Source organism: Caulobacter sp. GW821-FHT10F06 (genome assembly GCF_058809215.1).
Map to the genome: position 1 here is coordinate 38,069 of NZ_JBXASK010000013.1, position 26,891 is coordinate 64,959.

Annotated in this window: 22 protein-coding genes and 1 pseudogene; 13 read left to right on the top strand and 10 right to left on the bottom strand. The window is 67.3% G+C overall.

The features are described from left to right. Nucleotides 1–28: 28 nt before the first annotated feature. From AC1RUS_RS22755 to kdsA, 4 genes are all read right to left on the bottom strand, one after another. Nucleotides 29–1,231 (bottom strand): acetyl-CoA acetyltransferase, encoded by a 1,203-nt coding sequence (locus AC1RUS_RS22755; RefSeq protein WP_492918897.1) that lies wholly within the window; start codon nt 1,229–1,231, stop codon nt 29–31. Between the two features lie 11 nt (nt 1,232–1,242). Continuing rightward, nucleotides 1,243–2,727 carry an OB-fold domain-containing protein gene (locus AC1RUS_RS22760; protein ID WP_492918898.1) on the bottom strand — a complete coding sequence of 495 codons (1,485 nt, stop codon included), beginning with the start codon at nt 2,725–2,727 and terminating at the stop codon, nt 1,243–1,245. A gap of 196 nt (nt 2,728–2,923) precedes the next feature. Further along, complete coding sequence (rfaD, locus tag AC1RUS_RS22765; protein WP_492918899.1) at nt 2,924–3,925, bottom strand: ADP-glyceromanno-heptose 6-epimerase; 1,002 nt, start codon at nt 3,923–3,925, stop codon at nt 2,924–2,926. Then, nucleotides 3,922–4,791, bottom strand: a complete 870-nt coding sequence (gene kdsA, locus AC1RUS_RS22770) for a 3-deoxy-8-phosphooctulonate synthase (RefSeq protein WP_492918900.1) — start codon at nt 4,789–4,791, stop codon at nt 3,922–3,924. The genes rfaD and kdsA overlap by 4 nt, the downstream gene beginning before the upstream one ends. A 59-nt stretch (nt 4,792–4,850) precedes the next feature. Between kdsA and AC1RUS_RS22775 the strand changes: the two genes are divergently transcribed. The 3 genes from AC1RUS_RS22775 to AC1RUS_RS22785 all read left to right on the top strand — a co-directional run bounded on the left by AC1RUS_RS22775 (nt 4,851) and on the right by AC1RUS_RS22785 (nt 8,130). Next, nucleotides 4,851–6,299 carry a cryptochrome/photolyase family protein gene (locus AC1RUS_RS22775; protein WP_492918901.1) on the top strand — a complete coding sequence of 483 codons (1,449 nt, stop codon included), beginning with the start codon at nt 4,851–4,853 and terminating at the stop codon, nt 6,297–6,299. A 47-nt stretch (nt 6,300–6,346) separates the two neighbouring features. Then, entirely contained in the window at nt 6,347–7,582 is a 1,236-nt protein-coding gene (locus tag AC1RUS_RS22780; RefSeq protein WP_492918902.1) for a class I SAM-dependent methyltransferase, read from the top strand. Between the two features lie 266 nt (nt 7,583–7,848). Next, a complete protein-coding gene (locus tag AC1RUS_RS22785) occupies nt 7,849–8,130 on the top strand; it encodes a hypothetical protein (protein WP_492918903.1) in 282 nt (93 codons plus the stop codon). Here the strand turns inward: AC1RUS_RS22785 and AC1RUS_RS22790 are convergent. Beyond that, entirely contained in the window at nt 8,111–9,664 is a 1,554-nt protein-coding gene (locus tag AC1RUS_RS22790) for a cryptochrome/photolyase family protein (RefSeq protein WP_492918904.1), read from the bottom strand. The genes AC1RUS_RS22785 and AC1RUS_RS22790 overlap by 20 nt on opposite strands. A gap of 105 nt (nt 9,665–9,769) precedes the next feature. Here AC1RUS_RS22790 and AC1RUS_RS22795 point away from each other — a divergent pair, with 105 nt between their 5' ends. Both AC1RUS_RS22795 and sseA read left to right on the top strand, forming a co-directional pair. Then, the gene (locus tag AC1RUS_RS22795; protein ID WP_492918905.1) at nt 9,770–10,768 is read left to right on the top strand and encodes a cysteine synthase A; all 999 of its coding nucleotides are present in this window, start codon (nt 9,770–9,772) and stop codon (nt 10,766–10,768) included. 82 nt (nt 10,769–10,850) lie between these two features. Beyond that, nucleotides 10,851–11,705 carry a 3-mercaptopyruvate sulfurtransferase gene (gene sseA, locus AC1RUS_RS22800; protein WP_492918906.1) on the top strand — a complete coding sequence of 285 codons (855 nt, stop codon included), beginning with the start codon at nt 10,851–10,853 and terminating at the stop codon, nt 11,703–11,705. Nucleotides 11,706–11,872: 167 nt separating this feature from the next. On the opposite strand, the gene AC1RUS_RS22805 is transcribed toward sseA, so the two are convergent. Then, nucleotides 11,873–12,982 carry an amino acid ABC transporter substrate-binding protein gene (locus AC1RUS_RS22805; RefSeq protein WP_492918907.1) on the bottom strand — a complete coding sequence of 370 codons (1,110 nt, stop codon included), beginning with the start codon at nt 12,980–12,982 and terminating at the stop codon, nt 11,873–11,875. 53 nt (nt 12,983–13,035) lie between these two features. Here AC1RUS_RS22805 and metC point away from each other — a divergent pair, with 53 nt between their 5' ends. Continuing rightward, nucleotides 13,036–14,193, top strand: a complete 1,158-nt coding sequence (gene metC, locus AC1RUS_RS22810; protein WP_492918908.1) for a cystathionine beta-lyase — start codon at nt 13,036–13,038, stop codon at nt 14,191–14,193. A 7-nt stretch (nt 14,194–14,200) separates the two neighbouring features. Next, nucleotides 14,201–14,776 (top strand): DUF1697 domain-containing protein, encoded by a 576-nt coding sequence (locus tag AC1RUS_RS22815; protein WP_492918909.1) that lies wholly within the window; start codon nt 14,201–14,203, stop codon nt 14,774–14,776. 192 nt (nt 14,777–14,968) lie between these two features. Here the strand turns inward: AC1RUS_RS22815 and AC1RUS_RS22820 are convergent, their stop codons facing one another. Next, nucleotides 14,969–15,901 (bottom strand): LysR substrate-binding domain-containing protein, encoded by a 933-nt coding sequence (locus AC1RUS_RS22820; RefSeq protein ID WP_492918910.1) that lies wholly within the window; start codon nt 15,899–15,901, stop codon nt 14,969–14,971. Between the two features lie 87 nt (nt 15,902–15,988). Between AC1RUS_RS22820 and AC1RUS_RS22825 the strand changes: the two genes are divergently transcribed. Further along, nucleotides 15,989–16,618: a pyridoxamine 5'-phosphate oxidase family protein gene (locus AC1RUS_RS22825; RefSeq protein ID WP_492918911.1), complete on the top strand. Its 630-nt coding sequence runs from the start codon at nt 15,989–15,991 to the stop codon at nt 16,616–16,618. A gap of 52 nt (nt 16,619–16,670) precedes the next feature. Here AC1RUS_RS22825 and AC1RUS_RS22830 read toward each other — a convergent pair whose 3' ends face one another. Next, nucleotides 16,671–19,067, bottom strand: coding sequence for a TonB-dependent receptor (locus AC1RUS_RS22830; RefSeq protein ID WP_492918912.1), 2,397 nt, complete (start codon nt 19,065–19,067; stop codon nt 16,671–16,673). 288 nt (nt 19,068–19,355) lie between these two features. Here AC1RUS_RS22830 and AC1RUS_RS22835 point away from each other — a divergent pair, with 288 nt between their 5' ends. Next, the gene (locus AC1RUS_RS22835; protein ID WP_492918913.1) at nt 19,356–20,879 is read left to right on the top strand and encodes an alkaline phosphatase D family protein; all 1,524 of its coding nucleotides are present in this window, start codon (nt 19,356–19,358) and stop codon (nt 20,877–20,879) included. A gap of 24 nt (nt 20,880–20,903) precedes the next feature. Here the strand turns inward: AC1RUS_RS22835 and AC1RUS_RS22840 are convergent, their stop codons facing one another. Together AC1RUS_RS22840 and AC1RUS_RS22845 are read right to left on the bottom strand one after the other, a co-directional pair. Beyond that, the gene (locus tag AC1RUS_RS22840; protein ID WP_492918914.1) at nt 20,904–21,554 is read right to left on the bottom strand and encodes a cupin domain-containing protein; all 651 of its coding nucleotides are present in this window, start codon (nt 21,552–21,554) and stop codon (nt 20,904–20,906) included. Between the two features lie 126 nt (nt 21,555–21,680). After that, complete coding sequence (locus AC1RUS_RS22845) at nt 21,681–23,105, bottom strand: helix-turn-helix domain-containing protein (RefSeq protein WP_492918915.1); 1,425 nt, start codon at nt 23,103–23,105, stop codon at nt 21,681–21,683. Between the two features lie 132 nt (nt 23,106–23,237). Between AC1RUS_RS22845 and AC1RUS_RS22850 the strand changes: the two genes are divergently transcribed. The 4 genes and pseudogenes from AC1RUS_RS22850 to aceB all read left to right on the top strand — a co-directional run bounded on the left by AC1RUS_RS22850 (nt 23,238) and on the right by aceB (nt 26,866). After that, nucleotides 23,238–24,854 carry an isocitrate lyase gene (locus AC1RUS_RS22850; protein WP_492918916.1) on the top strand — a complete coding sequence of 539 codons (1,617 nt, stop codon included), beginning with the start codon at nt 23,238–23,240 and terminating at the stop codon, nt 24,852–24,854. 51 nt (nt 24,855–24,905) lie between these two features. After that, entirely contained in the window at nt 24,906–25,139 is a 234-nt protein-coding gene (locus AC1RUS_RS22855; protein ID WP_492918917.1) for a hypothetical protein, read from the top strand. Nucleotides 25,140–25,146: 7 nt separating this feature from the next. Then, nucleotides 25,147–25,243, top strand: a pseudogene (locus AC1RUS_RS22860) (hypothetical protein); the annotation flags it as partial. Nucleotides 25,244–25,285: 42 nt separating this feature from the next. Beyond that, complete coding sequence (gene aceB, locus AC1RUS_RS22865) at nt 25,286–26,866, top strand: malate synthase A (RefSeq protein ID WP_492918970.1); 1,581 nt, start codon at nt 25,286–25,288, stop codon at nt 26,864–26,866. The last annotated feature ends 25 nt before the right edge of the window (nt 26,867–26,891 follow it).

Genomic DNA, 26,891 nt, shown 5'->3' on the forward strand with positions numbered 1-26,891 from the left:
CCTGGGTTACACCAAGCCACGTACCGGTTTAAGCCCCCTCCTGGCCGATGATCGCCACCGAGCACACATTGCTGGCCGGCGCGCCGCCCAGATTGTGGGTCATGCAGAAAACCGGGTCTTTCAGCTGGCGCTCGCCGGCCCGTCCCTGCAGTTGCAGGTACATCTCGTAGAGCATCCGCAGGCCTGAGGCGCCGATGGGATGACCAAAGCACTTGAGGCCGCCGTCGATCTGGCACGGCACCCCGCCATCGGCGTCGTAGAAGCCGTCCAGCACGTCGCGCCATCCCTGGCCCTCGGGCGAGATGAACAGGTCCTCCATCGTTACCAGCTCGGTGATCGAGAAGCAGTCATGCACCTCCATCATCGAGATCTGCTCGCGCGGCCGCTCGATGCCGGCCTCGCGATAGGCCTTCCCGGCGGCGATGCGGGCGGTGTGGAAGTGGCTGCCGTCCCAGCCGTTGTACTGGCTCTCGTAGCCGTTTGAGACCGACAGCTGGATGGCCTTCACCATCGTCAGGTTCTTCTTGCCCATCGCCTTGGCGATCTCGGGCGTGGTGACGATGGCCGCCGCCGCGCCGTCCGACACGCCGCAGCAGTCGAAAAGACCCAGGGGCTCGGCGATCATCGGGGCGTTCAGAACCTGGTCGACGGTGATGGCCTTGCGCAGGTGCGCCTTGGCGTTCTTGGCCCCGTTGGCGTGGCTCTTGACCGAGACATGGGCGATGGCGCGCTTGAGATCGTCCTTCGACACCCCGTGCTTGGCGCGATAGGCGCTGGCCAGCTGGGCGAAGTTGCCGGGGGCCGAGCCATTCGGCATCACCTGCGGCGACAGCGTGCCGGGATTGGCCACCGGCAGGCCGCCATAGCCGGTGTCCTTCAGCTTCTCGACGCCCAACGCGATGGCGATATCGGCCGCGCCCGAGGCCACGGCGTAGACCGCCCCCCGGAAGGCTTCCGAGCCCGAGGCGCAGAAGTTCTCCACCCGGGTCACGGCGATGTTGGGCAGGCGCAGGGCGATCGACATCGGCGTGCCGCCCTTGCCCGTGCCCATCTCGTCGACATGGGTCGAGAACCAGGCCGCATCCAGCTGGCTGGGCTCGATGCCGGCATCGCTCATGGCCTCGATATAGGCCTCGACCATCAGGTCGTCGGGCCCGCAGTCCCAGCGCTCGCCGAACTTGCTGCAGCCCATCCCCAGGATGGCGACCTTGTCGCGGATGCCTTGCGCCATGATCGTCTCTCCTACTCCGCCGCGACGGCGGCTTGGGCGGCGGCGGCCGAGCGGTCCGGCGCGGCCTTCCAGAAGTAGCGGGTAAAGCCGCGCTTCTCGTCGATGTCCTTGATGCGGAACACCATCTTGACCGGCAGGCCGGTGTCGACGTCGCCGGGCGCGACGTCGGTGATGTCCATCATGATCCGCCCGCCGCCCTCGAAGACGATCATGCCGTAGTGGTTGGGCGGGGCCATCGAGAAGGTCAGGTAGTCAGCCGAGTAGCTGAGCACCGAGGCCTTGCGCTCGGCGAAGCGGTACGGCTCCTGGGTGTCGACGGCGGGGTTGTTGGGGGCCACCGAGATGCGGGTGCGCGGGAACTGCACCACCCCGCTCTCGCGGCAGCGACCGCCGACCAGGCCCAGGATCATGTCCTCGTTGCGATAAAGGGTGGTCAGGGCCGTCTTGTTGTCCTTCTCGGCCCGCATGCCCTTGTCCCAGTCGACCAGGCCGTTGAACATCAGGAACTTCAGGTAGTTGGTCTCTTCCTGGCGGTCGGCCAGCGAGCCCGTCACGCCGCGCGCGGGCTTGGCGTTGGCCGCGCCTGTGGCTCGAAACACAAGGGCTTCCGCGCCTTGGCCGAACTGGGCGATGACGATGATCTCGCCGACCTTGGCCTGCTCCAGGGCGTGAGCCAGCATCAGCGGGCCGTGGGCGCTGCCGGCCTCGCCCATCACGGCGGCGAGGTTGTCGCGCACGGCTTCAGCGGGAATGCCCAAGGTCTTGGCCAAGGTCGCGGCCATGCCGGAAAAAGTCGACGGGAAGCAGAAGTGGGCGACCTCTGCGGCCGAGACACCCGCCGCCTCCAGCGCGCGCTGGATCGCCGGCGGGACCAGCTTGACGATGCCTTCGTCGCGGATCCAGCGCTCCTCCCAGGAATAGTCGAAGCCGCCGTCATTGCCTCGGAAATGGTCGACGAAATCGTCGGTGACGCTGCCGCGTCCCAGGAAGTCCGCCGCGCCGCCCTCGGCGGTGACTACGAAGGCCGCCGCGCCGTCGCCGCAGTCCAACTCCAGCGCGGACACGGCGCGGGCCTTGCGCCGCTCACCCGCCGCGACCAGCGCGGTCTTGGCCGCGCCGCCCGACACAGCGGCCAGGGCATCGGCCAGGGCCGTCAGGCCGCAGCGCTGCGAGCCGGTGACGTCGCTAGCGGTGATCGACTTTTCCAGGGTGAGGGCGGCCGATACGATCCCCGCGCTCAGCCGGTCGGCGAAGGGCGCGGTCGTCGAGGCGAAATAGAGGGCGTCGATGTGGGAGCGATCGTCGTCGGCTCCGAGGGCGTCGCGAGCCGCCTCGACCGCCATGGTCAGGGCGTCCTCGTCCCAGTTGGCCATGGACCGCTCGCCCTTGCCCTTGGACTTCAGGTTCGGGGCGACCCAGGCATTGGCCTCGACCACCGCCTTGCGGCTGAGACGTAGACGCGGCGCATAGGCGCCCCAGGCGGCGATGCCGACCATGTTCCGCTCCCTTATCGCGTTAGATCGCGACTTATCAGCAGTTAGATTACGCTCGCGGAAGGGAGCGGCAAGTGTGACGTGGCGTTAGGCGGACACCGAAATCCGTCATCCCCCGACTTGTTCGGGGGACCGAAGCCAAGCCGGCAAAGTCCGCTTGGGTCCCCCCCATGACGCGGGGATGACCGCCTTGGGAAGGCTAGCGATACGGATCGTCCGTGTTCAGATAACCCGCCACATAGTCGTCCACGCCGTCCTCGAGCGAGGTCATCGGCGCGGTGTAGCCAGCCGCCCGCAGTCGATCCATCTTGGCCTCGGTGAAGTACTGGTACTTGCCCCGCAGCACCTCGGGCATGTCGACATAGGCGATGTCGGGCTCGCGGCCGATGGCGCGGAAGGTGGCTTCGGCCAGGTCCTTGAAGGCCCGGGCCTTGCCGGAACCCAGGTTGTAGACGCCGTTGACCTGAGGGTTGTCGGCCAGCCAGGCGACGATGTCGGCGGCGTCGCGGACATAGACGAAGTCGCGCAGCTGGCCGCCGTCGGCATAGTCGGGATGATGCGACTTGAAGAGCTTCACGCCTTCACCCGCCGCGACCTTGGGCCAGATCTGGGCGACGACCGACTTCATGCCGTCCTTGTGGTCCTCGTTGGGGCCGTAGACGTTGAAGAACTTCAGGCCCACCCACTGCATCGGCTTGTGGCCGCGCGCGGCCTCGCGGACGGCGTAGATGTCGAACAGAGCCTTGGACCAGCCATAGGCGTTCAGCGGGCGCAGGGCCTTCAGGGAGTCGGCGTCATCGAGGCCCTCGAAGCCCTGCGAGCCGTCGCCGTAGGTCGCCGCCGACGAGGCGTAGATCAGGCGGCGGCCGTGCTCGGCGCACCATTCCCACAGATCGCGCGACAGCACGAAGTTGGATTGGATGATCTTGTCGGCGTCCGACTCGGTGGTCGAGGAGACCGCGCCCATGTGGATGACCAGTTCGACGTCGCCGCCGCGCTTGGCCAGCCAGGCGAACAGGGCTTCGGGCGCGACGAAGTCGGCGATCGGGTGCTTGGCCAGGTTGCGCCACTTGCCGCTGGCCGCGTCGCGCAGGCGGTCGCAGACCACCACGTCGATCGAGGGATCCTCGCACAGCTTGGCGACGATGTTGGAGCCGATGAAGCCGGCGCCGCCGGTGACGAGGACGGTGCGGCGGGTCATGCGGCTACCCGCTTGGTCAGGGCGTCGTATTCCAACAGGTTGGCGATCAGGCCTGCGAACTGGCTCATCGGCACCATGTTGGGGCCGTCGGACGGGGCGTTGTCGGGATCGGGATGGGTTTCCATGAACACGCAGGCCACGCCGATGGCGACGGCCGCGCGGGCCAGCACCGGCACGAACTCGCGCTGGCCGCCCGAGGACGCGCCCTGACCGCCCGGCTGCTGCACGCTGTGGGTGGCGTCGAACACCACCGGGCAACCGATGTCCTTCATGATCGGCAGGCTGCGCATGTCGCTGACCAGGGTGTTGTAGCCGAACGAGACGCCCCGCTCGCAGGCCATGACGTTGGGATTGCCCGCGCCCGTCACCTTGGCGATGACGTTCTTCATGTCCCAGGGGGCCAGGAACTGACCCTTCTTGATGTTGATCGCCCGGCCGGTGTGGGCGGCGGCGACCAGCAGGTCGGTCTGGCGGCACAGGAAGGCCGGGATCTGGATGATGTCGACGGCCTCGGCCACCGGTGCGCAGTGGCTGATCTCGTGGACGTCGGTCAGGGTCGGCAGGCCCGTGACCTCGCGGATTTCCTGGAAGATCGGCAGGCTGTCGTGCAACCCGATGCCGCGCTGGGCGCTGGCCGAGGTGCGATTGGCCTTGTCGTAAGAGGTCTTGTAGATCAGGCCGACGCCCAGCCGATCGGCCATCTCCTTCAGTGCGTGGGCCGTCTCCAGCGCGTGCTGGCGGCTTTCCATCTGGCAGGGGCCGGCGATGATCGACAGCCGCTCGCCATTGCCGATGCGAACAGGCGCGCCGTTCGGGGTTTTCACCTCGACCACGGCGTTGGGGGCTACGGCTTGGGGCTGACTCAAGGCAAAGACTTCCGGCGAGTTGGGATTTCAGGCCGACAGGTGGCCTCAGAAAGAGGACGGTGCAAGTGCGGATCGACACCCAAGGCGACGGACCGATCCTGGTGTGGTTTCGAAACGACCTGCGCCTGGCCGACAATCCGGCCCTGAGCCATGCGGCCCAGAGCGGCCGGCCGGTGATCCCGCTCTACATCCTCGACGAGACGCCCGGTCCTCGCCCGATGGGCGCGGCCTCGCTGTGGTGGCTGGACAAATCTCTGAAGGCGCTGAGCGAGAGCCTGGAAGCCCTGGGCTCGAAGCTGATCCTGCGGCGCGGGCCGGCCCAGGCGGTGCTGAACGACGTCATCGCCCACAGCGGCGCGACCTGCGTGCTATGGAACCGGCTCTATGACGCCGCCAGTATCGACCGCGACACGCAGATCAAGGCCTCGCTCAAGGACGATGAGGTCGACGTCCAGAGCTTCAACGCCGGCCTGCTGAACGAGCCCTGGACGGTCAAGAACGGCTCGGGCCAGCCCTACAAGGTGTTCACGCCCTATTGGCGGGCGGCGCGAGAGCAGTTGACCCATGTCTTCGCCGAGGCCGCGCCCAAGACCTTGAAGGCGCTGGAACACTGGCCGCATAGCGAGAGCCTTGCAGGCTGGAAGCTTCATCCCACCAAACCGGACTGGTCCAAGGGTTTCAGCGACTGGACGCCCGGCGAGGCCGGCGCGCTGGAGCGGCTGGACGACTTCCTGGCCGGCCCCATCGACGGCTATGGCGAGAAGCGCGACATCCCCAGCGTCGAAGCCACCTCACGCCTGTCACCCCACCTGCACTTCGGCGAGATCGGCCCGCGCCAGGTGTGGGTCGCTGCGCGCAACGCCGTCGAGGCCGGCGACGTCCCGGCCGGCGAGGCCGAGAAGTTCCTGTCCGAGGTGGGTTGGCGCGAGTTCAACCACTCGATCCTGTTCCACAATCCCGAGCTGCCAAAAGCCAACTTCCGGCCCGAGTTCGACGGCTTTCCCTGGGTGAAGAGCCACGCGGCGTTCGAGGCCTGGACGCGGGGCGAGACCGGCTATCCCATCGTCGACGCCGGCATGCGCGAACTGTGGGCCACCGGCTTCATGCACAACCGCGTGCGGATGATCGTCGCCTCGTTCCTCATCAAGCATCTGCTGATCGATTGGCGCGAGGGCGAGGCTTGGTTCTGGGACACGCTGCTGGATGCGGATCTGGCCAACAATGTCGGCAATTGGCAGTGGGTGGCCGGCAGCGGCGCCGACGCCGCCCCCTACTTCCGGATCTTCAATCCGATTGCCCAGGGCGAGAAATTCGATCCGCGTGGCGACTATGTCCGTCGCTGGGTCCCGGAATTGGCCAACCTTGCGGCTAAGGTTATCCACAGCCCATGGACGGCGGTCGCGCATCTCACGCCGGCGGCGAAACGTACCTACGGGCGACCGATCGTCGATCATGGCCATGCCCGCCAGAGGGCCCTGGCCGCCTACCAGGACCTCAAGGGGGTCTAGGGGATTTACGAAACCGGTCTTTGGGAGCGTTAATGCCAGGAGACCGTATGCGGACCGCCATGACCTACTCGGACACAGCGCTCTGGAATGACCCCGATCTGAGGAAGGCGCCCAGCGCGTTCCGCACGGCCATCCGCGTCGCCGCCGAGAACTGGGCGATGGGCGATCTCAGCTTCATCCTGCCCTCGGGCAAGCGGTTCGACATCCACGGCAAGACGCCCGGTCCGCATGCGGTGATCCACGTCCGCGACTACCGTTTCGTGCGCCGGGCGCTGGCCTCGGGCGATATCGGTTTCGCCGAGGGCTTCATCGCCGGCGAGTGGGACACGCCCGACCTGTCGACGGTGCTGGAGGCCTTCTCTCTGAACTTCGACCGGCTGCACGACCTGGTCGAGGGCAACATCGTGATGCGGGCGATCAACGCGCTCTATCACCTGTTCAACCGCAACGACCGCCGAGGCTCCAAGAAGAACATCCACGCTCACTACGACCTGGGCAACGCCTTCTATAAGCGGTGGCTGGACCCTACCATGACCTATTCCTCGGCCCTCTATGAGCGGCCGGGTCAGCTCCTGCCCGAGGCCCAGACCGCCAAGTACGCGGCCCTGGCCCGTTCGATCGACCTGAAGACCGACCAGACCGTGCTGGAGATCGGCTGCGGCTGGGGCGGCTTCGCCGAGTTCGCCGCCAAGGAGGTCGGAGCCAAGGTCACCGGCATCACCATCTCCCAGGCCCAGCACGACTTTGCCCGCAAGCGCCTGTTCGACCAGGGCCTGGCCGACAAGGCCGACATTCAGCTGATCGACTATCGCGACGTCCAGGGCCGCTTCGATCGCGTGGCCTCGATCGAGATGTTCGAGGCGGTCGGCGAGGAATACTGGCCCACCTATTTCGGCAAGATCCACGAGGTGCTGAGCCCCGGCGGCCGGGCCGGCCTGCAGATCATCACCATCCGCGACGAGCTCTTCGAGCACTATCGCACCCATACCGACTTCATCCAGCGCTACATCTTCCCGGGCGGCATGCTGCCCAGCGAGACGCGCCTGAAGGCGCAGACCGACCGGGCCGGGCTGGAATGGCGCGACATCAATCGCTTCGGCCAGAACTACGCCGACACCCTGGCCGAATGGGCCCGCAGCTTCGAGGCGGCCTGGGGCGAGATCGCCAAGCTGGGCTTCGATGAGCGCTTCCGCAGGCTGTGGCGGTTCTATCTCAGCTATTGCGAGGCGGGCTTCCGCACCGAACGCACCAACGTGATCCAGCTGGCCCTGAGCAAGTCCTAAGGCCGCGTCTTCTCCCAACTGCTTATAAGCGTTGTCATCCCGGAAGCCTCGCAGAGGCTGTCCGGGACCCAGGGGCCGGCGCAGTGCGGTTGCCCCTGGGTCCCGGCTCTTCCCCCGGCCTTCGCCGGGGTGCGGCCGGGATGACAAGAATGGGAAGCTTCGGGCGATGGCGTCGCCGATCAGCAAGTCGACCCTGGTAACTTGCCCTTCGCGTCACGACCTTCGGTGTGCGTAGATAGTCCAAAGCACATCGAGGTCGCGTCCCAATGAACCTCTACACCATGGTCCTGGACTTCCACGGGGGGACCTACATCACCCAGTTCGACGCCGACACGCCCGTCGACGCCGTCGCCGCCTGGTGCGGCGAACTGCAGGAAGAGCAGCTGCTGGGCGAGGTGTCGTCCGACGTCGCCGAGGGCGTCATGATCGACGCGGTCGAGAACCGGCTGGTCGAGGTGGAAGGTCTGCACGGCGCCTGGTGCGCGGCGACGACGGTGGCGGGCAACCTGGCCCTGCTGAACATCATCATCACCCAGCGGATCGACTAGACCCCATCGCGGCCCGCGTCGCTGCCGCCTTGGCCCGGAAAGCGACGCGTTCGGCGTCCGGCATCTTCGACAAGGTCTTCAGCGGCATCATCATGCGGCCCAGTCCCGCCAGACGCGTCTCGTGGCGGTCGAGGAAGTCCCAATACAAGGCATTGAACGGACAGGCGTTGTCGCCGAGCCGGTCCTTGACGTCGTAGCGACAGCCTTTGCAGTAGTCGCTCATTCGATCGATGTAGGCGCCGCTGGCCGCATAGGGCTTGGAGCCGACAATGCCGCCGTCGGCGAAGGTGGCCATGCCGCGGGTGTTGGGCATCTCGACCCACTCATAGGCGTCGGCGAACACCACCATGTACCAGTCGTCCACCGCATCGGGATGCACGCCCAGCAGCATCGCTAGATTACCCGTCACCATCAACCGCTGGATGTGATGGGCATAGGCGTGGTCGCGCGCGGCGGTGACGGTGTCGGCGACGCACGCCATGTCCGTCTCGCCGCTCCAGTAGAACCACGGCAGCTTGCCCTCGGCGTCCAAGGCGTTGCGCAGGGCGTATTCCGGCATCTTCAGCCAATAGACGCCGCGCACAAACTCACGCCAGCCGAGGATCTGGCGGATGAATCCCTCGACGGCGTTGAGGGGAGCCTTGCCGGCGCGATAGGCCGCCTCGGCCCGCCGGCAGATGTCCAGCGGGTCCAGCAGCCCGATGTTCAGGGCTGGCGAGATCAGGCTGTGCCACAGGAAAGGCCGGCCCCAGCTCATGGCGTCCTGGGCGTCGCCGAAGCCGTCCAGCATGTCGGCGATGAAGTGTTCGAGAACCGCCTCGGCCTCATCGGGGTTCGTCGGCCAGTCGAAAGTGTCGACGCTGCCGAAGTGATCCTCGAAGCCGGTCCCCACTGTCGCCATGACCGCCTGGGTGACAGCGTTGGGCGACGTGCGCAGGCGCGGCGGCGGACGAACCCCGGCCGGGAGCTTCTTGCGGTTCTCCGCGTCGAAGTTCCACTGGCCGCCAGTGGGTTGATCGCCGTCCATCAGCAAACCTGTGCGGCGGCGCATCTCACGATAGAAATACTCCATCCGCAGTTCCTTGCGGCCCTCGGCCCAAGCGGCGAATTGCGAGCGGGAACACAGGAAGCGGTCGTCCTCCCGCACCTCGACCGGCGTCGACAGTTCGCCCGCCAAGGCGAGCAGGTGGTCTTCCAGACCCCACTTGCCGCACGCCGTGCGGATCACCTGATCCACGGTCTCATCGGCCAGGGCGCGGCGGATTTCACCGGCGATCGAACCGGTGTTGAGCGGATCGTCAAGCCGCAGATAGCGAACCCGAACGCCCCTCGCCTCCAGCCGCGCCGCGAACTGGCGCATGGCCGACCAGACCAGCACCAGCTTCTGCTTATGGTGTTTCCAGGCGGTCGCCTCGGCGACGGACTCGGTCATCAGGACGACGTCGCAAGCCGGGTCCAGGCCGTCCAGAGCCGACAGGCCGTCGCTCAGCTGATCGCCCAGCACCAACCTCAGCGCGCCTTGCCGTTTACTCATCCACTGGTCCTAGCCTTCAGGAAAACTGGGCTTGCGTCGGGTCGCCCGCGCACGATCTACCATGCACTCCATCTCCCGAAGCAGCCGCCTTACCCAAATCCGCACATGACCATTACCGCCAACGTCCTCGACGCGATCGGCAATACACCGCTGATCCGCCTGAACCGCGCCAGCGAAGCGACCGGCTGCGAGATTCTCGGCAAGGCCGAGTTCATGAACCCCGGCCAGTCGGTCAAGGACCGCGCCGCCCTAGGCATCATCCGCGACGCCGAAGCCAAGGGCCTGCTGAAGCCCGGCGGCCGCATCGTCGAGGGCACCGCCGGCAACACCGGCATCGGCCTGGCGATGGTCGCCTCGGCCCTGGGCTACAAGACGACGATCGTCATCCCGCGCACCCAGAGCCAGGAGAAGAAGGACGCCATCCGTCTGCTCGGCGCGGAGCTCGTCGAGGTCGACGCCGTCCCCTATTCCAACCCCGACAACTATGTCCGCTATTCCGGCCGCCTGGCCGAGGAACTGGCCAGGACCGATCCCAACGGCGCGATCTGGGCCAACCAGTTCGACAATGTCGCCAACCGCGAGGCGCACTATCGCACCACCGGCCCGGAAATCTTCGAGGAGACCGACGGGAAGGTCGACGGCTTCATCTGCGCCATCGGCTCGGGCGGCACCCTGGCCGGCGTCGCCCAGGCCCTGCGCGAGCGCAAGCCGTCTGTGAAGATCGGCCTGGCCGATCCCCACGGCGCGGCCCTCTACAGCTTCTATAAGGACGGCGAGCTGAAGTCGGAAGGCAATTCGATCAGCGAAGGCATTGGCCAGGGCCGCATCACCGCCAACCTGGAAGGCCTGGTCGTCGATCATCCCTTCCGGATCAGCGACGAGGAGATGGTCAAGGTGGTCTTCGATCTGGTCGAGCACGAGGGCCTGTGCCTGGGCGGTTCGTCGGGGATCAATATCGCCGGCGCGATCAAGCTGGCCGAGGCCCTGGGTCCCGGCCACACAATCGTGACCATCCTGTGCGACCACGGTTCGCGCTATCAGAGCAAGCTGTTCAATCCCGAGTTCCTGCGGGAAAAGGGCCTGCCGACGCCCAGCTGGATGTAGGCACCGCTTGCCCCCGGGCGATGATCGCGTGATCTTGCCCGCCCTCAGAACTGGGGCGAGTCAGACCCCGAAAGGCGCCGCCATGAGCAATCCCGCAGATCCCCTCGTCTCGACCGCCTGGCTGGCCGATCACCTCGACGCCCCGGACGTGCGTATCGTCGACGCCTCGTGGTTCATGCCCGGCACGCCGCGCGACCCGAAGGCAGAGTTCCTGACCGCCCACATTCCGGGCGCGGTGTTCTTCGACATCGATGACATCGCCGACGAGACCTCGGATCTACCGCACATGTTGCCAAGCGCGATCAAGTTCGCCTCGCGGGTCAAGAAGCTGGGCCTGGGCGACGGCTCGCGGATCGTCGTCTATGACAGCACGGGCATCCTGCCGGCCGCGCGGGTGTGGTGGCATTTCCGGGCCATGGGCCATGAGGACGTGGCGGTGCTGGACGGCGGCCTGCCCAAGTGGCTCGCCGACGGCCATCCCACCGAAGATGGTCCGGCCCTGCCGCAGGAGCGCCACTTCACCCCGCGCGCCCAGGCCGACATCGTCCGCTCGCTGGAACAGATGAAGGCCATCGTCGAAAGCGGCCGCGAACAAATCATCGACGCCCGCGCCGCCGGCCGCTTCACCGGCGAGGTTCCCGAACCCCGCGCCGGCCTGCGCGGCGGCCACATGCCGGGCGCAAGAAACATCCCGCTGAGCGCCCTGCTCGCCCCCGACGGCACGATGCTGCCGGCCGACAAGCTGGTCATCGTGTTCGCCACGGCCAGCGTGGACATCACCAAGCCGATCGTCTCGACATGCGGCTCGGGGATCACCGCGTCGGTGGTCGCGCTGGCGCTGGCGCGGCTCGGGCGGCCGAGGTCGGCGGTCTATGACGGGTCTTGGACGGAATGGGGCGGGTTGACGGATACGGCCGTGGTGACCGGGCCTGCTTAAAGTCAGCAGGACGCCCCCTCCGTCACGTCGCCTATCGGCGCCGCGCCACCTCCCCCGTACGCTTCGCTACGGGTGAGGAGAAAATAGCATCTCCTCCCCTGTGAAACGGGGGAGGTGGCGCGATGCGAATACGCATCGTGACGGAGGGGGCGTTCCGGGGTGGCCGCTCACCGCATCGGCGGCGCGTACAGCAGTCCCGGTTTCCCCGCATTCCACAATGCATTCAGCCCGCGATCCAGCTTCAGCGCCGAGCCGGCCCCGATCTCGCGGTTGAAGATCTCGCCGTAGTTGCCCTCGGCCGTGACCGCCCGATAGGCCCACGCGGCGTCCAGCCCCAGCGCCTGGCCCATATCGCCCTCGCCGCCCAGCAGCCGGCGCATCTCCGGATCCGCGCCGTCCTTCATCGCCTTGGCGGTCTTGGCCGTGACGCCGTGTTCCTCGGCCAGGACCAAGGCGTAGAGCGTCCAGCGCACGATATCGGTCCAGGCGGGATCGTCCTGGCGCACCAGCGGGCCCAGCGGCTCCTTGGAGATCACGTCGGGCAGGATCACGTGGTCGCCGGGGTTGTTCAGCACCGACCGGGCGGCGGCCAGGGCCGAGACGTCGGCGGTGAAGGCGTCGCAGCGCTCGGCCTGGTAGGCGGCGCGGGCTTGGTCCTCGCTGTCCAGCACCATGGCCGTATAGGCGATACCGCGACTGCGAAAATAGTCGTCGAGGTTCTGGGCGCTGGTGGCGTTGGACTGCACGCAGACCTTGGCCCCGTTCAGCTCGACCGCGCTGGTCAGGTTCAGCCCCCGGCGCACCAGGAAGCCCTGGCCGTCGAAATAGGACACCGCCGCCATGTCCAATCCCTGGCCGGCGTCGCGGGTGAAGGTCCAGGAGGTGTTGCGCCACAGGACGTCGACCTTGCCGGTCTGCAGGGCCGCGATCCGCTCGTCATTGCCCAGCGGGACCAGCCGCGCCTTGTCGGGATCGCCCAGCACGGCGGCGGCCAGGGCCCGGCAGAAGGCGACGTTGAAGCCGCGCCAGCGGCCTCGATTGTCCTGGAACGCGAAGCCCGGCAGGCCCGGATTGACGCCGCAGCGCAGCTCGCCGCGCGCGCGGACGGCCTTCAGGGTCTTGCTGGCGGAGGGACCGGTGACGACGGCCGGGATGCTCCTGGCGGCGGTCGGCGCGGGCGACGGATCGGTCCGGCGCTCGCACGCCGCGAGACCCAGAACCGCGATCGCCAAAGCCGCAAAACGCCCCAACACCGCATCGCTCCTTGAACCGGTCACGTCGAGCGCCTTAAACCACGGCAGGTCCCGCCGCGTCGCTTCGAGTTATGCCCATGGATGAAGAAACCCGTCTGATCCGCAAGGGCTCCGCGCTAGGTCTGCCCGCCCGCACGGTCAATCCGCCGATCCAGCGCGGCTCGACCGTGCTGATGCCCAACGCCGCGTCGCTCTATGACGACAACCAGATCAGCTACGGCATCACCGGCCTGTCCTCGCCCGCTGCCCTACAGGCAGCCTTGGCCGAGCTGGAGGGCTCGCCGGACGTCACCCTCTATCCGTCGGGCCTGGCGGCGATCACCGGCGCGATGCTGGCGGTGCTTAAGGCCGGCGACCACATCCTGGTGGTCGACAGCGCCTACAAGCCCACCCGCCGGTTCTGTGACCGGGTGCTGAGCCGCTTCGGCGTGACCACCACCTATTACGATCCGGCCCTGACGCCCGAGGCCCTGCTGGCCCAGGCCACGCCCAAGACCCGGATGATCCTGCTGGAAGCCCCCGGCTCCCTGACCTTCGAGATGCAGGACGTGCCGGCCATCGCCAAGGCGGCCAACGAACGCGGCATCCTGACCCTGATCGACAACACCTGGGCGGCCGGCCTCTATTTCAAGCCGCTGGCCCATGGCGTGACCATCAGCGTCCAGGCGCTGACCAAATATGTGGGCGGCCACTCGGACTGCTTCATGGGTTCGGCGACCACGCTTGACACCGTCATTGGCGACGAGATGGGCAACGCGATGTGGGACATCGGCTGGTCGGTGTCGCCCGACGACGCCTACACCATGTTGCGCGGCCTTCGCACCCTGGCCACCCGCCTGCCGCGGCACCACGAGAACGGCCTGGCAATCGCGCGCTGGCTGCAAGAGCGGCCCGAGGTGGCCCGCGTGCTGCACCCCGCCCTGCCCGACACCCCGGGCCACGCCCTGTGGCAGCGCGACTTCACCGGCGCCTGCGGCCTGTTCGGCGTGGTGCTGAAGCCGGCCAGCCAGCGCGCCGTCCATGCCTTCCTCGACGCGCTGGAGATCTTCGGCCTCGGCTTCTCGTGGGGCGGCTATGAGAGCCTAGCCATCCATTGCGATCCACAGCTGAAGAGCCGCTCGTTCCCGGTCGGCCTGGAAGGTCCGCTGCTGCGCCTGCATATCGGCCTGGAAAGCCCGGCCGACCTCATCACCGATCTGGAGCGTGGTTTCACAGCGCTCGCCGCCAACACCTAGGACCGTCATGACCACTCACATCGCCCTGCTGCGGGGCGTCAGCGTCGGCGGCCAGCAACCGATCGCGGCCGAGACCTTCGTCGCCCTACTGGAAGAGTTGGGCTTCACCGACGCGAAGGCCGTCGGCGGGGCCAACAACCTGGTGTTCGTCAGCCCCGAGCGCACGGGCGCGGATTTGCAGAACTTCCTGGAGACCGAGATCCAGGCCCGGCTTGGCCTGCGCACCGACGTCTATGTCCGCACCGCCCAGGCCTGGACGGCGATCATGGCGTCCAACCCCTACACCGACTTCGCCGAAACCGATCCGGGCCTGCTGATGACGCTGTTCCTCAAGGACGCGCCCGACAAGAAGGTCATCGGCGCCCTGCGCACCAAGCTGACCAACGGGGAACAGCTGCGCGTCGAGAGCCGCCAGCTCTACGTCACCTATCCGGCCGGGGTCGGAGCCTCGAAGCTCAGCAACGGCGTGGTCGAGAAGGCCCTGGGCACACGCCTGACCAGCCGGACCTGGACGGTGGTCGAGGCGATTGGGGAAGCAATTGGCGACGCGGCCAACGAAGTTCCCAGCGAAACCGAAGCCTAGGCCACATCGGCCTTTCGCCCTTCAGCGGCGCTCAATCTTAAATCCCGTCATTCCCGCCCTTGTGGCGGGAAACCCTCTATCCGCCGCGAGGGCGGATGTGTGGCGCGCTGGCGCGCCAATGCGCTTCACGTGTCAGCTGAACGAGGGGTTCCCGCCACAAGGGCGGGAATGACGGAAGGGGAGAACTCTGCCCTAGCCGCCCCCGGTGTCGACCGGCGCCAACGGGTTGCGCCGGAAGTGCTCGCGCGCGGCCTTGGTGAAGGCCGCGACATTGGCCGAGCCGATCCGCCGGGCGGGATGGACGGCGCTGACCGGCATGGGCGCGTTGGCGAAGGCCTGCAGGACCAGCGCCAGCCGCTTCTCCCGGACGGCCGCTTCGACCTGGTAGGACAAGGCCCGCGTGATCCCCAGCCCCGCCTCGGCGGCGGCGAGGGCCGCGTCGACGCTGTTGATCGAGAGGCGGGGCTCGATCCGCAGCGGCCGGTCGAGCTTGGAGAAGCTCCATTCGTCCGGCGCGCTCAGGCCCTCGAAGGCGATCAGGTCATGCGCCGCGAGGTCGGCGGGCGAGGCCGGAACGCCGCGCCGCTCCAGATAGGCCGGGCTGGCGACCAGCACGCGGCTGACCGCTCCCAGGGCGGTGGCGACCATGGCGCTGTCGGCCAGCGCGCCGATGCGAACGGCGACGTCGACGCCCTCCTCCACCAGATGGACGTTGCGGTCCGATAGCAGCAGCCGGACCTTCAGCGCCGGATAGGCCCGAAGCAGGCCATCGACGATCGGCGTCACGTGCAGGCGACCGAACACCACCGGCGCGGCGATGGTCATCTCGCCGCGAGGATCGGCGTCCTCGCCGCGCACCTGGCGCTCGGCGTCGTCGAGGTCGTCGAGGATCCGGCGGCAGCTTTCCAGGAAGATCGCGCCGCGCTCGGTCAGGCGCAGGGAGCGGGTCGTGCGGGTGAGCAGGCTGAGGCCCAGCTCGTCCTCCAGCCAGGCCACGGCCCGGGTGGCGGCGGATGGCGACAGCCGCAGGCTCCGTGCGGCCTCGGCGAAACTGCCGCGCGTGGCGACAGCGACGAACACGCGCATGGCGTCGAAGCGATCCATCCATTGTTGCTGAACTTGCAACAGAGACTTGTCAATCGATCCGATTATCCCAATCGATCAATGGGCGTAAAAAGCCTCATCGGACGTGCAGCCCCGGGAGACACCGCCATGGCCTATGGATTTCTCGACGCCTTCGCGACGCCGGAGCTACGCGCCGCACAAGCCGCCAACGGCGTCGGCGAGACCTGGGCGCAGTTCGCCGGCGACCGCGACTTCGACCGGTTCACGCCGAACGAAGAGGCCTTCATCGCCGCGCGCGACAGCTTCTACCTGGCCTCGACCTCCAGCAACGGCTGGCCCTATGTCCAGCATCGCGGCGGCCCGCCCGGGTTCCTGAAGGTGCTGGACGAGACCACCCTGGCCTTCGCCGACTTTCGCGGCAACCGGCAGTACATCACCCTGGGCAACAGCCTGGCCGACGACCGGGTCAGCCTGATCCTGGTGGACTATCCCAACCAGGCGCGACTGAAGATCCTGGCCCACATGCAGGCGCGCGACCTCGCCGACGATCCGGCCCTGGCCGAGCGCCTGGCCCTTCCCGGCTACAAGGCCAGGCCCGAGCGAGCCTTCGTGCTGAAGCTGGAGACGTTCGACTGGAACTGCCCGCAGCACATCACGCCGCGCTTCACCAACACCGAGATCGGGGCCGCCCTGGCTCCGGTCCACGCTCGGCTGGCCGGGCTGGAGGCCGAAAACCAGGCGCTGCGTGAGCGGCTGGCCGCCGCGGACCGCGCATGAAAAAGGAGGCGGCCCTCGCGAGCCGCCCCCTCTCCTCGATCTCCAGCGATCCTTAGAAGTGGTAGCGAACCGTGGTGCCGACGGTGCGCGGATTGCCCGGATAGCCCTGAACGATACCGGTCGACTTCGTCAGGCCCAGCAGGTTGGTGTAGTAGGCCTTGTCGGTGAGGTTCTCGGCCCACAGCTGGACGTCCAGCTTTTCGTCCTGCAGCAGCGCGCCAACCCGCAGGTTCACCAGGGCGTAGCTCTTGATCTGCGCCGAGGGGTCCAGGGTGATCGTGGTGTTCTGGGTCGAGCGCCAGTTGGCGTCGGCCGTGACATAGCCGACCACGTCGCTTGCGATGCGGTGCGAATAGTCGGCCGTGATGCTGCTGGTCCACTTCGGGGCCCAGGCGACCTGGCGGCCGGTCAGGTCGCAGGTCAGGGCCGTCGACTGGGCCGGGCACACCGAGTTGTGGAAGCTCTTGTAGGTGGCCTCGTTATAGCCGACCAGGCCCTTCAGGCGCAGCTCGCCCAGGCGCGCCTGGCTCTCCAGTTCGACGCCGCGCGAGCGCAGCGAACCCACATTGGCCAGGAAGCGGACGGCGGTGTTGCCCACGCCGATGGCCTGGTTGGCCTGGTAGTTCTTCACTTCGGTGTTGAAGGCGGTCACGTTCAGCAGCAGGCGGCGGTCGAACCACTCGCTCTTGAAGCCGGCCTCGACGTTGTCCGAGGTCTCGCCGTCGACGTCCTGCTTGGCGCCGTAGATCGAGGTGGCCGGATCGAAGGGCAGCAGGTTGAAGCCGGCCGACTTGTGACCGCGGGCGGCGGTCACATAGGCCATGAGGTCCGGCGTGGCCTGATAGCTGAGGCCGATCTGGCCCGACAGCGACTTGTCCTTCAGCGCGTCGGTGGCGCGGCCCACCTGGGCGTTGGCGCCGGCGGCCGACATGGCCGTGATCTGCGCCGCGTTCAGGGCGCCCAGGTTGCTCTCGACCCAGCCGGTATAGCTGTAGTCACGATCTTCCCACGTCTGGCGCAGGCCAAGGTTCACCGCCCACTTGCGGGCCGTGTCCGGATGCCAGACGACGTTGCCGAACAGCGCCGAGGTGTCGGTGTGGAAGCTGGCGTACGAGCGCATGCCAAAGCCGGCGACGGCGTCGGCATAGGCGCCCTGCGCCCAGGTCTTGCCGGCCAGGGTCGGGAACGCGGTCGCCGAGGGGTTGGCGGCCCAGATGTAATACTGGTTGCCGAAGCGAATGCGCGAATTCACGCCCAGATACTGACGCGACAGGAAGAGGCCGGCGATGGCCTCGACCGGCTTGTCCTTGGGCGAGGCCCAGCGCAGTTCCTGCGAGTACTGGCGCTCGACGTTGCACGAGCCGTAGTCGGGAATGGCGTTCAGCTGGGTGTAGTCGTTGTCGTTGTTGGTGAAGCAGGTCCAGTTCTGGAAGGCCGTGATCGAGGTGATCTGCCCCATCTCGCCCAGGTCCCAGTCCAGCTGACCGCTGGCCAGGTTGGCGTGGGTGGTCGCCGTCAGCGGCGCGTCGATATTGACCTCGCGCTTGCTGGCGTCGCTGACCAGCAGGGTGTAGCCGGCGGCCGTCATCCGGGCCTGCAGGGCGGCGGGGTTGTAGACCGACAGGGTCACCGGACCGGTCGAGTTGAAGTTCTGCTCGGTGTGCTGGGCGATGAAGCGGAAGGTGATGTCGTCGGTCGCCTTGGCCAGGAACTGCAGGCGCGCGCCCTCGCTCTGACGGGCGTTGGCGGCCGGGCCGCCGACGCGGTTGGGATAGGTCCCGTCCTTGTCGCTGTAGAAGGCCGAGATGCGCGCGGCCAGCTTGTCCTGCATCAGCGGACCCGAGGCGCTGAACTTCACTTCGCGCAGGTTGTCCTCGCCGTAGGTGGCCTCGATCGAGGCTTCCGGCGTGAAGCTGGGGAGCTTGGAATTGATGATCACGGCGCCGGCGGTGGTGTTCTTGCCAAACAGCGTGCCCTGCGGGCCGCGCAGCAACTCGATATCGGCCACGTCGCTGAAGTCGCCGCTGACCATGCCCTGGCGGCCGGTGTAGACGCCGTCGACGAAGATCCCGACCGAGCCGTCGATGCCGTCGGTGTTGAAACCGTTGTTGCCGATGCCCCGGATGCCCAGGTTCTGCTGCTTGGGATTGGTCAGATAGACCGAGAAGGCTGGGAACTTGTATTGGAAGTTGGTGAAGTTCGCGAGGTGCTGGCGCTCGATCTCCTGGGCCGAGACCACGGTCACCGGGGTCGGGACGGACTGGACGTTCTCCGAACGCTTGCGGGCGAAGACCATGACCTCTTCCAGGCCGGTGTCGGCGGTCGCGGCGGCGTCAGCGGCCGGCGCCGTGTCGGCGTGGGCGACTTGAGCGAGGCCAAACAGCATGCTGGTCGAAAACAGCACGGCCAGGCCGCGCTTGAGTTGACGATCGCGCTTTTGCAACGTCATGGATACATCCCCTGAATGTATTGAGGCGCGATCGACCGACCGAACAGCGCTCTTCGTGACGCCGACGGAAGTATAAGGGCGCGGGAAATTGCATCCGTTCGGATGTTGAACTGAGTCAACACGGAGAACAGCTACGACGTCTGCGCCCAATCCCCCGATCGGCTCGCCGTCCATAAGGAGTTCTTGCGTAGGTTTTGTGACGCCAGCGCGACGGTGGATTTGTTCCGCACGAAGACTAAACTGTCACAATAGAGCGCTAAGCGCGTGGCTTTGATCGGGAGACTCGCCGTGTCATCGCCCTGGTCCCGCCGAACCCTGATCCTCGCGGCCTCGGGCCTGGCCGCCAGTCGCGCGACGGCGGCGCTGGGCCTCGAAGCCGGCCGCGCGATCTCGGTCGATCCCTTCAGCCTGGGCGTGGCCAGCGGCGATCCCGGCCCGGACGGCTTCGTGCTGTGGACCCGCCTGTCGGCGGACGGCCAGCGCCTCGACGCGCCGGCCGTGCCGGTGACCTGGGAGATCGCGCTGGACGAGGCCTTCCGCCAGATCGTCCGCCGGGGCCGCGCTCCGGCCTCCCCCGCCCTCGCCCACGCCGTCCACATCGAGGTGTCGGGCCTGACGCCGGGCCGGCCGTACTGGTATCGCTTCCACGCCCTGGGCGCGACCAGCCCGATCGGTCGCGCGGTCACCGCCCCGCTCCGCGCGACCTCCGCCCGGCTAGCGGTCACCTCGTGCCAGCACTATGAGATCGGCTGGTTCTCGCCCTATCGCGACCTCGTCGCCGCCGAGCCGGATCTCGTCCTGCAGCTGGGCGACTACATCTACGAGAACAGCTACGCCAATCTGCCGAGGGTGCGGACCTTCGACGCGCCCGAGCCGACGGACCTGGATGCCTATCGCCGCCGCTACGCGCTCTACAAGTCCGATCCCGACCTGCGCGCCGCCCACCAGATCGCGCCGTGGGTGGTCACCTGGGACGACCACGAGGTCGAGAACGACTATGCCGATCTCGCCAATCTGAAGGCGCAGGACCCCGCCGTCTTCGCCCAGCGCCGCGCGGCCGCCTATCAGGCCTATTTCGAGCACATGCCATTGCGACCCAGCCTGTGGACCCGGCCGGACGGTCCGCGGCTCTATCGCCAGCTGGCTTGGGGCGATCTCTTCAGCCTGCCGGTGCTGGACGGACGGCAATACCGCTCGAACCAGGCCTGCAATCCGGCCCGCCAGAGCGGCAACAAGGACCGCGCCGCCTGCGCCGAGATCGACGCGCCCGACCGCACCATGCTGGGCGCGCCGCAGGAGGCTTGGCTGTCGTCGCAACTGGCCGCCGAGACCCGCCCCTGGACCATGCTGGCTCAGCAGACCGTGGTCGCGCGTCTGGAGACGTCAGAAGGCGTGATGACCGACCAGTGGGACGGTTATGGCCCGGCCCGCGACCGGCTGATCGCCGATCTACGCCTGCCGTCGGTGCGCAATCCGGTGGTGCTGAGCGGCGACATCCACTCGTTCTGGGTCAATGACCTGAAGAGTGACTTCAAGGACTCGGCCAGCGCCGTGGTCGGAACCGAGATCGTTACAGCGTGCCTTGCCGGCGTCCGCACGCCCAAGTCCCGGTTCGGCCAGACCCAGGCCCGCAGCGCCCATGTCCGCTATTCGGAACTGGACCACTCCGGCTACGCCCTGCTGGACGTGACGCCCGGCCAACTGCGCGTCGACCTGCGGGTCAGCGACGACCAGACGGTCAAGGACGCGCCGATCCGCTCGATGGCTCGCTTCGTGGTCGAGGCCGACCGGCCGGGCGCGAAAGAGGCTTGAAGCGGCTCGGGTTCGTCGCTCGCCTCAATCCTTCGGGCACAGCCCCTTGGGCGTCCAGTCCGAGGTCAGGGTCGTCGGCGGGCTGCCTTCGCCATGCAGGATCAAGGCGAAACCCTGCCGCGTTTCCGGGCCGATCGCCATGAGCAGCATCGGCGGGCCGCGTCGCACTATCAGCGAATGACCCTCGCCTCGCGCCACCTGAACGCCATCGGGCGTTTCCAGACAGCTCGCGCCGCTGATCGCGTAGAACGCTTCGGGTCCGGAATGAACATGCACGGGCGCGGTGGCGCCGGGCGCGAAGGTCGACTTCAGATATTCGACGCTGAAGTCGCCGGGCGACGCCTCGACGGGCAGCGGACCGACATCGGCCAGATGACGTCCGCCTGCAAGCTCGCGCCCCTTGCCGCCGACATCGAAGAGCCAGACGCGGCCAAACGCCTGGACGACGGCGCCATGCGGCGGCTTGGCGCGCTCGGCTGCCTGGGCGTCGGCGAAGGTGTAGATGTTCCAATAGAGCGGGCCTTGGGGCAACGCTCCGATATCCTGGTGGGCGACAAGGCAAGCCGGTCCGGGCGTCTCGCCAGCCTGCCCCGCGCAGGTCCGGGACGTCGCCTGGGCCCGCGCCGCCACCGGCGTCAGGGCCAGGAGCGCCAAGGAGCCGAGAAGGACCGTCAACGATCCCTGGGATGTGCTGGACACTGGCGGACCCTTTTCAAAGTGGCGCGCCAAGCCTGCACGAGGACAGGATCACATTCCACCCTCGCCCACCAAGTTTCGTGACTCGCGGACGGCGGCGCCGCGCTAATTCGCGAACGGGAACGGCGAGACGGCCTTGCTGGCCTCGTCGATCAGCAGGGTCTTGTTGATCGGCGCCGCGGCCCGCTGAGGACAGGCCGGACGCTCGCAGATCCGGCACGACGGACCGATCTCGACCGCCACGGGCGCGGCGATGTCCAGCCCCCGGGCGTAGGTCAGCTTGCTGGCGTACTTCAGCTCGCAGCCCAAGCCCACGACCAGTTCGTCCTCCTGGCCGGCCTGCAGGCCCGACACCCGGCGTACGGTGCGCGACAGGGTGAAGTAGCGCTCGCCGTCGGGGGTCTCGATCACCTGGGTGACGATCCGCCCCGGGGTCTTGAAGCTGTCGTGGACGTTCCAGCGCGGACAGGTGCCGCCGAAGCGCGAGAACGGGAAGGCCCCGGCCGCATAGCGCTTGGAGATGTTGCCCGCCGCGTCCAGGCGCATCATGAAGAACGGCACGCCCCGCGCGCCCGAGCGGCCCAGGGTGGTCAGGCGCTGGGCGGCTTGCTCATAGCTGATGCCGAAGCGCGAACGCACTCGCTCGATGTCGTATCCGCTGGCCTCCATCGCCGCCAGGAACGCGCCGTAGGGCATCATGATCGCCGCGGCCAGATAGCTGGCCAGGAACACCTTCAGCAACTGGCGGCTGGGGCGATCCGGGGCCTTGAACTTGTCGGCCAAGGCCGTCAGCTCGTCGCCGTATTCCAGAAGGCCCAGCTGGTAGCACATGGCGAAGATCCGGCTGGCCGGGGCCAGGGTCTCCGACACCATCAACCGCTTGCGGTGATGGTCGTAGCGGCGCAGCGAATGGGTCATCACCTCGGCCGGCATGACCCGGGTCTGAATGCCGTGCCTGGCCTGGAGCCGCTCGCGCACCGCCGGTCCCAGGTCCTGCGGGTCGGCCTTCAGCGCCGCGACCAGGGCCTCGGCGCAGGCCTCCAGCTCGGCGAAATAGTTGCGCTGCGAGCCGATCAGGTCGCGCACCCAGTCGGTGGGCTGAACGTTCATGCCCGACTCGCCGCCGCCCTCGCGATCGAAGGCGCCCAGGTCGATCAGCCGCCCGCGATCCAGATAGGCCCGATAGAGCCGCACCATCGCTTCGGTGACCGCCGGCGAGACCTCGGCGACCTCGGCGGCCTCGTGCCGGCCGATTCCCAGATCGGCGAACATCCGGTCGCCCAGCACCTCTTCCAGACCGGCGCCGCCGCCGGGATCGTCGGCGGCCAGGCTGCGGAAATCCAGGTCATAGGCGTCAGCCAGGCGCAGCAGCATCTGGGCCGTCACCGGCCGCTGGTTGCGCTCAAGCAGGTTCAGATAGCTGGCCGAGACCTCCAGGTCCTCGGCCATCCGCGTCTGGGTGATGCCCAGATCGCGCCGCAGCCGCTTCAGCCGGCCGCCCAGGAAGAGCTTTTTGTCAGACGTCGCCATGCGGTCAAGTTGTCATAGATTTACACATTTAACAAAGTCCGATTTTAACAAATCACCTTCAATAGGTTCGCCCTCGCCGCGTTCGGATGGCTAGCTCCCCTCAACAGACATCGGCCCCAGGGGACCTTCGACATGACACGCAAGACCTACGCCCAGCTCCGCGAAACCCTGCTGGCCCGCTATCCCCAGGGTGTGACCCCGGGCGGCGTCGCCGTCGACGACATCATCCAGCTGAAGCTGCAGAACACCTTCTCGACCCACTTGGACATCGCCCGCGAGATGGCCGGCGTCATGCGCGCCGACATGGCCGAGTACGACGCCGACAGCGCCAAGTTCACCCAGTCGCTGGGCTGCTGGTCGGGCTTCCACGCCCAGCAGATGATCAAGTCGGTCAAGCGCCTGCGCGGCACCACCAAGGGCGCCTATGTCTATCTGTCGGGTTGGATGGTCGCGGGCCTTCGCAACCGCTTCGGCCACCTGCCCGACCAGTCGATGCACGAGAAGACCTCGGTCGTCGACCTGATCGAGGAGATCTACGTCTCGCTGCGCCAGGCCGACGAAGTGGCGATCAACGACCTCTTCAAGACCCTGAAGACCGCCCGCGACGCCGGCGACCAGGTCGCTGAACAGGCCGCGATCAAGGCCATCGACGGCTTCGAGACCCACGTCGTTCCGATCATCGCCGACATCGACGCCGGCTTCGGCAACGAGAACGCCACCTACTTGCTGTCCAAGGAAATGATCAAGGCCGGAGCCTGCTGCCTGCAGATCGAGAACCAGGTCTCCGACGCCAAGCAGTGCGGCCACCAGGACGGCAAGGTCACCGTGCCGCGCGAGGACTTCATCGAGAAGCTGCGCGCCTGCCGCCTGGCCTTCGAGGAGCTGGGCGTCGACGAGGGCGTCATCGTCGCCCGCACCGACAGCCTGGGCGCAGGCCTGACCCAGAAGGTTCCCGTCAGCCAGGAGCCGGGCGACCTGGCTTCGGAATACATCAAGTGGCTGAAGACCGAGGCCATCACCCAGGACAACCCGATCCTGCCGGGCGAGCTGGCGCTGTATCGCGACGGCCAGTTCGAGAAGCCGGTGCGCATGCCCAACGGCCTGTTCGCCTTCCAGGACGGCACCGGCCGGGCCCGCGTCATCGAGGACTGCATCGCCTCGCTGACCAAGGGCGGCGCCGACCTGCTGTGGATCGAGACCGACACCCCCAATGTCGACGAAATCGCCGCCATGGTCTCGGAAATCCGCCAGGTCGTGCCGAACGCCAAGCTGACCTACAACAACTCGCCGTCGTTCAACTGGACCCTGAACCTGCGTCGCCAGGTGCGCGAACAGTGGATCGCCGAGGGCAAGATCCACGCGGACTCCTACCCCGACGGCGCCGCCCTGATGTCAGCCGAGTATGACGACGCCGACCTGGGTCGCGAGACCGACGCCCGCCTGGCCAACTTCCAGGCCGACATCGCCGCGCGCGCCGGGGTGTTCCACAACCTGATCACGCTGCCGACCTTCCACCTCACCGCCAAGAGCATGGACGAGCTGTCGCGCGGTTACTTCGGGCCCGAGCGGATGAAGGCTTACGTCAACACCGTCCAGCGCGAGGAAATCCGCCGCGGCGTCTCGGCCGTGAAGCACCAGCACGAGGTCGGCTCGGATCTGGGCGACACCTTCAAGGAAATGGTCGCCGGAGAGCGCGCCCTGAAGGCCGGCGGCCACGCCAACACCATGAACCAGTTCGCGGCCGAATAGGCCGCGACCAACCCCTCTCCCCGTCCCTTCCACCCGATCGAGGATTCAACCATGTCCGCCACGCAATTCGCTCCCGCCGCCATGCCGAACTCCACCGCCGAACAACGCGCGGTCGATCGGGTGGCCGAGGCCTCGCACCGCCTGAACGAAGCCGTCCGCCGCGCCATCGAGGCCGGCTATTCGGTGGAACTGGTGCGCACCTCGCGCCATCATGACGGCGCCGGCAACTGGGGCGACCAGATCGTCCCGACCGTCCGGGCCAACAGCGCCGACAAGAGCGCCTGAGACCGGCGTGGAAATCCTCGTCCTTCGACAAGCTCAGGATGAGGATTTCCAGAGAACCGCTACGATAGAGCCCTCATCCTGAGCTTGTCGAAGGACGAGGGCGAACAACACACCGACCTTGGCCACAAGACCACCTAGGATCCGTCATGCCCCTCGACATCGCCGCCCACGTCCAGATCACCGGCCCTGTCGAGGGTCGCGCCGTAGAGATCCTGACGCCTGAGGCCCTGGCTTTCGTGGCCGACCTGCACCGCCGATTCGACGCGCGTCGTCGTGAGCTGATGGCCGCCCGGGTCGCCCGCCAGGCCCGCTTCGACGCCGGCGAGGCGCCGGACTTCCTGGCGCAGACGGCCGATATCAGGGCCGGCGCATGGACCGTGGCCCCGATCCCGGCGGACCTGCAAGACCGCCGCGTTGAGATCACCGGCCCCGTCGATCGCAAGATGATCATCAACGCCCTCAACTGCGGGGCCAAGGTGTTCATGGCCGACTTCGAGGACGCCACCTCGCCGACCTGGGCCAACCTCATCGAGGGCCAGGTCAACCTGAAGGACCGCTGGGCCGGCGCGCTGACCCACACAGATCCCAAGTCCGGCAAGAGCTATGCGCTGGGAGCCAACCCGGCCGTCCTCGTCATCCGCCCGCGTGGCTGGCATCTGCCGGAACGCCACATGGAGGTCGATGGCCTGCCCGTCAGCGGGGCCTTGTTCGATTTCGGCTTGTACTTCTTCCACAACGCCAAGGCGTCGATCGCGCAAGGGTCAGGCCCCTATTTCTACCTGCCCAAGATGGAGAGCCATCTGGAGGCCCGCCTGTGGAACGAGGTCTTTGTCCACGCCCAGGCAGCGCTGGGCATCCCCAACGGCACGATCAAGGTCACGGCCCTGATCGAGACCATCCCGGCCGCCTTCGAGATGGACGAGATACTCTACGAACTGCGCGACCACATGGCCGGCCTCAACTGCGGCCGCTGGGACTACATCTTCTCGTTCATCAAGCGCCTGGGACGTCGTCCGGAATACCTGACGCCCAACCGCGCCACGATGGTGATGGGCCAGGCCTTCCTGGGCGCCTATTCGCTGAAGCTGATCCAGACCTGCCACCGTCGCGGCGCCTTCGCCATGGGTGGCATGGCGGCGCAAATCCCGATCAAGGGCGACGAGGCCGCCAACCAGGCCGCCTTCGCCAAGGTCCGGGCCGACAAGGAGCGCGAGGCCGGGGCCGGCCATGACGGCACATGGGTCGCCCACCCCGACCTGGTGCCGGTGGCCATGAAGGTCTTCGACCGCCTGATGCCCACGCCCAACCAGCTGGACCGCAAGCTGGCCGACCTGGAGATCACGCAAGGCCAGATGTTGGAACTGCACGAGGGCGTGCGCACCGAGGAAGGCCTGCGCGAGAACATCCGCGTCGGCGTGCGCTACACCCAGGCCTGGATCGAGGGCCGGGGCGCCGTGCCGCTCTACAATCTGATGGAAGACGCCGCGACGGCCGAGATCTGCCGCACCCAGCTGTGGCAATGGATCAAGCTGGGCGCCGAACTGGACGACGGCCGCGACATCACCACCCAGCTCTTCGTCAGCCTGCTGACCGACGAGATGGGCGGCCTGCGCCGCGATTTCCCATCGCCGCGCCTGGAGGAAGCCGCCCACCTGTTTTCGCGGATGGTGCTGGCCGACGACCTGGAAGAGTTCCTGACCCTGCCGGCCTATGAGCTGATCGACTGACCTTCAGGGCGGCGGCGCTTGGGCT

Coding starts and splice junctions, on each gene's coding strand:
- AC1RUS_RS22755 (WP_492918897.1), bottom strand. CDS start 1,231: ATGGCGCAAGGCATCCGCGACAAGGTCGCCATCCTGGGGATGGGCTGC.
- AC1RUS_RS22760 (WP_492918898.1), bottom strand. CDS start 2,727: ATGGTCGGCATCGCCGCCTGGGGCGCCTATGCGCCGCGTCTACGTCTC.
- rfaD (WP_492918899.1), bottom strand. CDS start 3,925: ATGACCCGCCGCACCGTCCTCGTCACCGGCGGCGCCGGCTTCATCGGC.
- AC1RUS_RS22780 (WP_492918902.1), top strand. CDS start 6,347: ATGCGGACCGCCATGACCTACTCGGACACAGCGCTCTGGAATGACCCC.
- AC1RUS_RS22785 (WP_492918903.1), top strand. CDS start 7,849: ATGAACCTCTACACCATGGTCCTGGACTTCCACGGGGGGACCTACATC.
- AC1RUS_RS22790 (WP_492918904.1), bottom strand. CDS start 9,664: ATGAGTAAACGGCAAGGCGCGCTGAGGTTGGTGCTGGGCGATCAGCTG.
- AC1RUS_RS22795 (WP_492918905.1), top strand. CDS start 9,770: ATGACCATTACCGCCAACGTCCTCGACGCGATCGGCAATACACCGCTG.
- sseA (WP_492918906.1), top strand. CDS start 10,851: ATGAGCAATCCCGCAGATCCCCTCGTCTCGACCGCCTGGCTGGCCGAT.
- metC (WP_492918908.1), top strand. CDS start 13,036: ATGGATGAAGAAACCCGTCTGATCCGCAAGGGCTCCGCGCTAGGTCTG.
- AC1RUS_RS22815 (WP_492918909.1), top strand. CDS start 14,201: ATGACCACTCACATCGCCCTGCTGCGGGGCGTCAGCGTCGGCGGCCAG.
- AC1RUS_RS22825 (WP_492918911.1), top strand. CDS start 15,989: ATGGCCTATGGATTTCTCGACGCCTTCGCGACGCCGGAGCTACGCGCC.
- AC1RUS_RS22830 (WP_492918912.1), bottom strand. CDS start 19,067: ATGACGTTGCAAAAGCGCGATCGTCAACTCAAGCGCGGCCTGGCCGTG.
- AC1RUS_RS22845 (WP_492918915.1), bottom strand. CDS start 23,105: ATGGCGACGTCTGACAAAAAGCTCTTCCTGGGCGGCCGGCTGAAGCGG.
- AC1RUS_RS22850 (WP_492918916.1), top strand. CDS start 23,238: ATGACACGCAAGACCTACGCCCAGCTCCGCGAAACCCTGCTGGCCCGC.
- AC1RUS_RS22855 (WP_492918917.1), top strand. CDS start 24,906: ATGTCCGCCACGCAATTCGCTCCCGCCGCCATGCCGAACTCCACCGCC.
- aceB (WP_492918970.1), top strand. CDS start 25,286: ATGCCCCTCGACATCGCCGCCCACGTCCAGATCACCGGCCCTGTCGAG.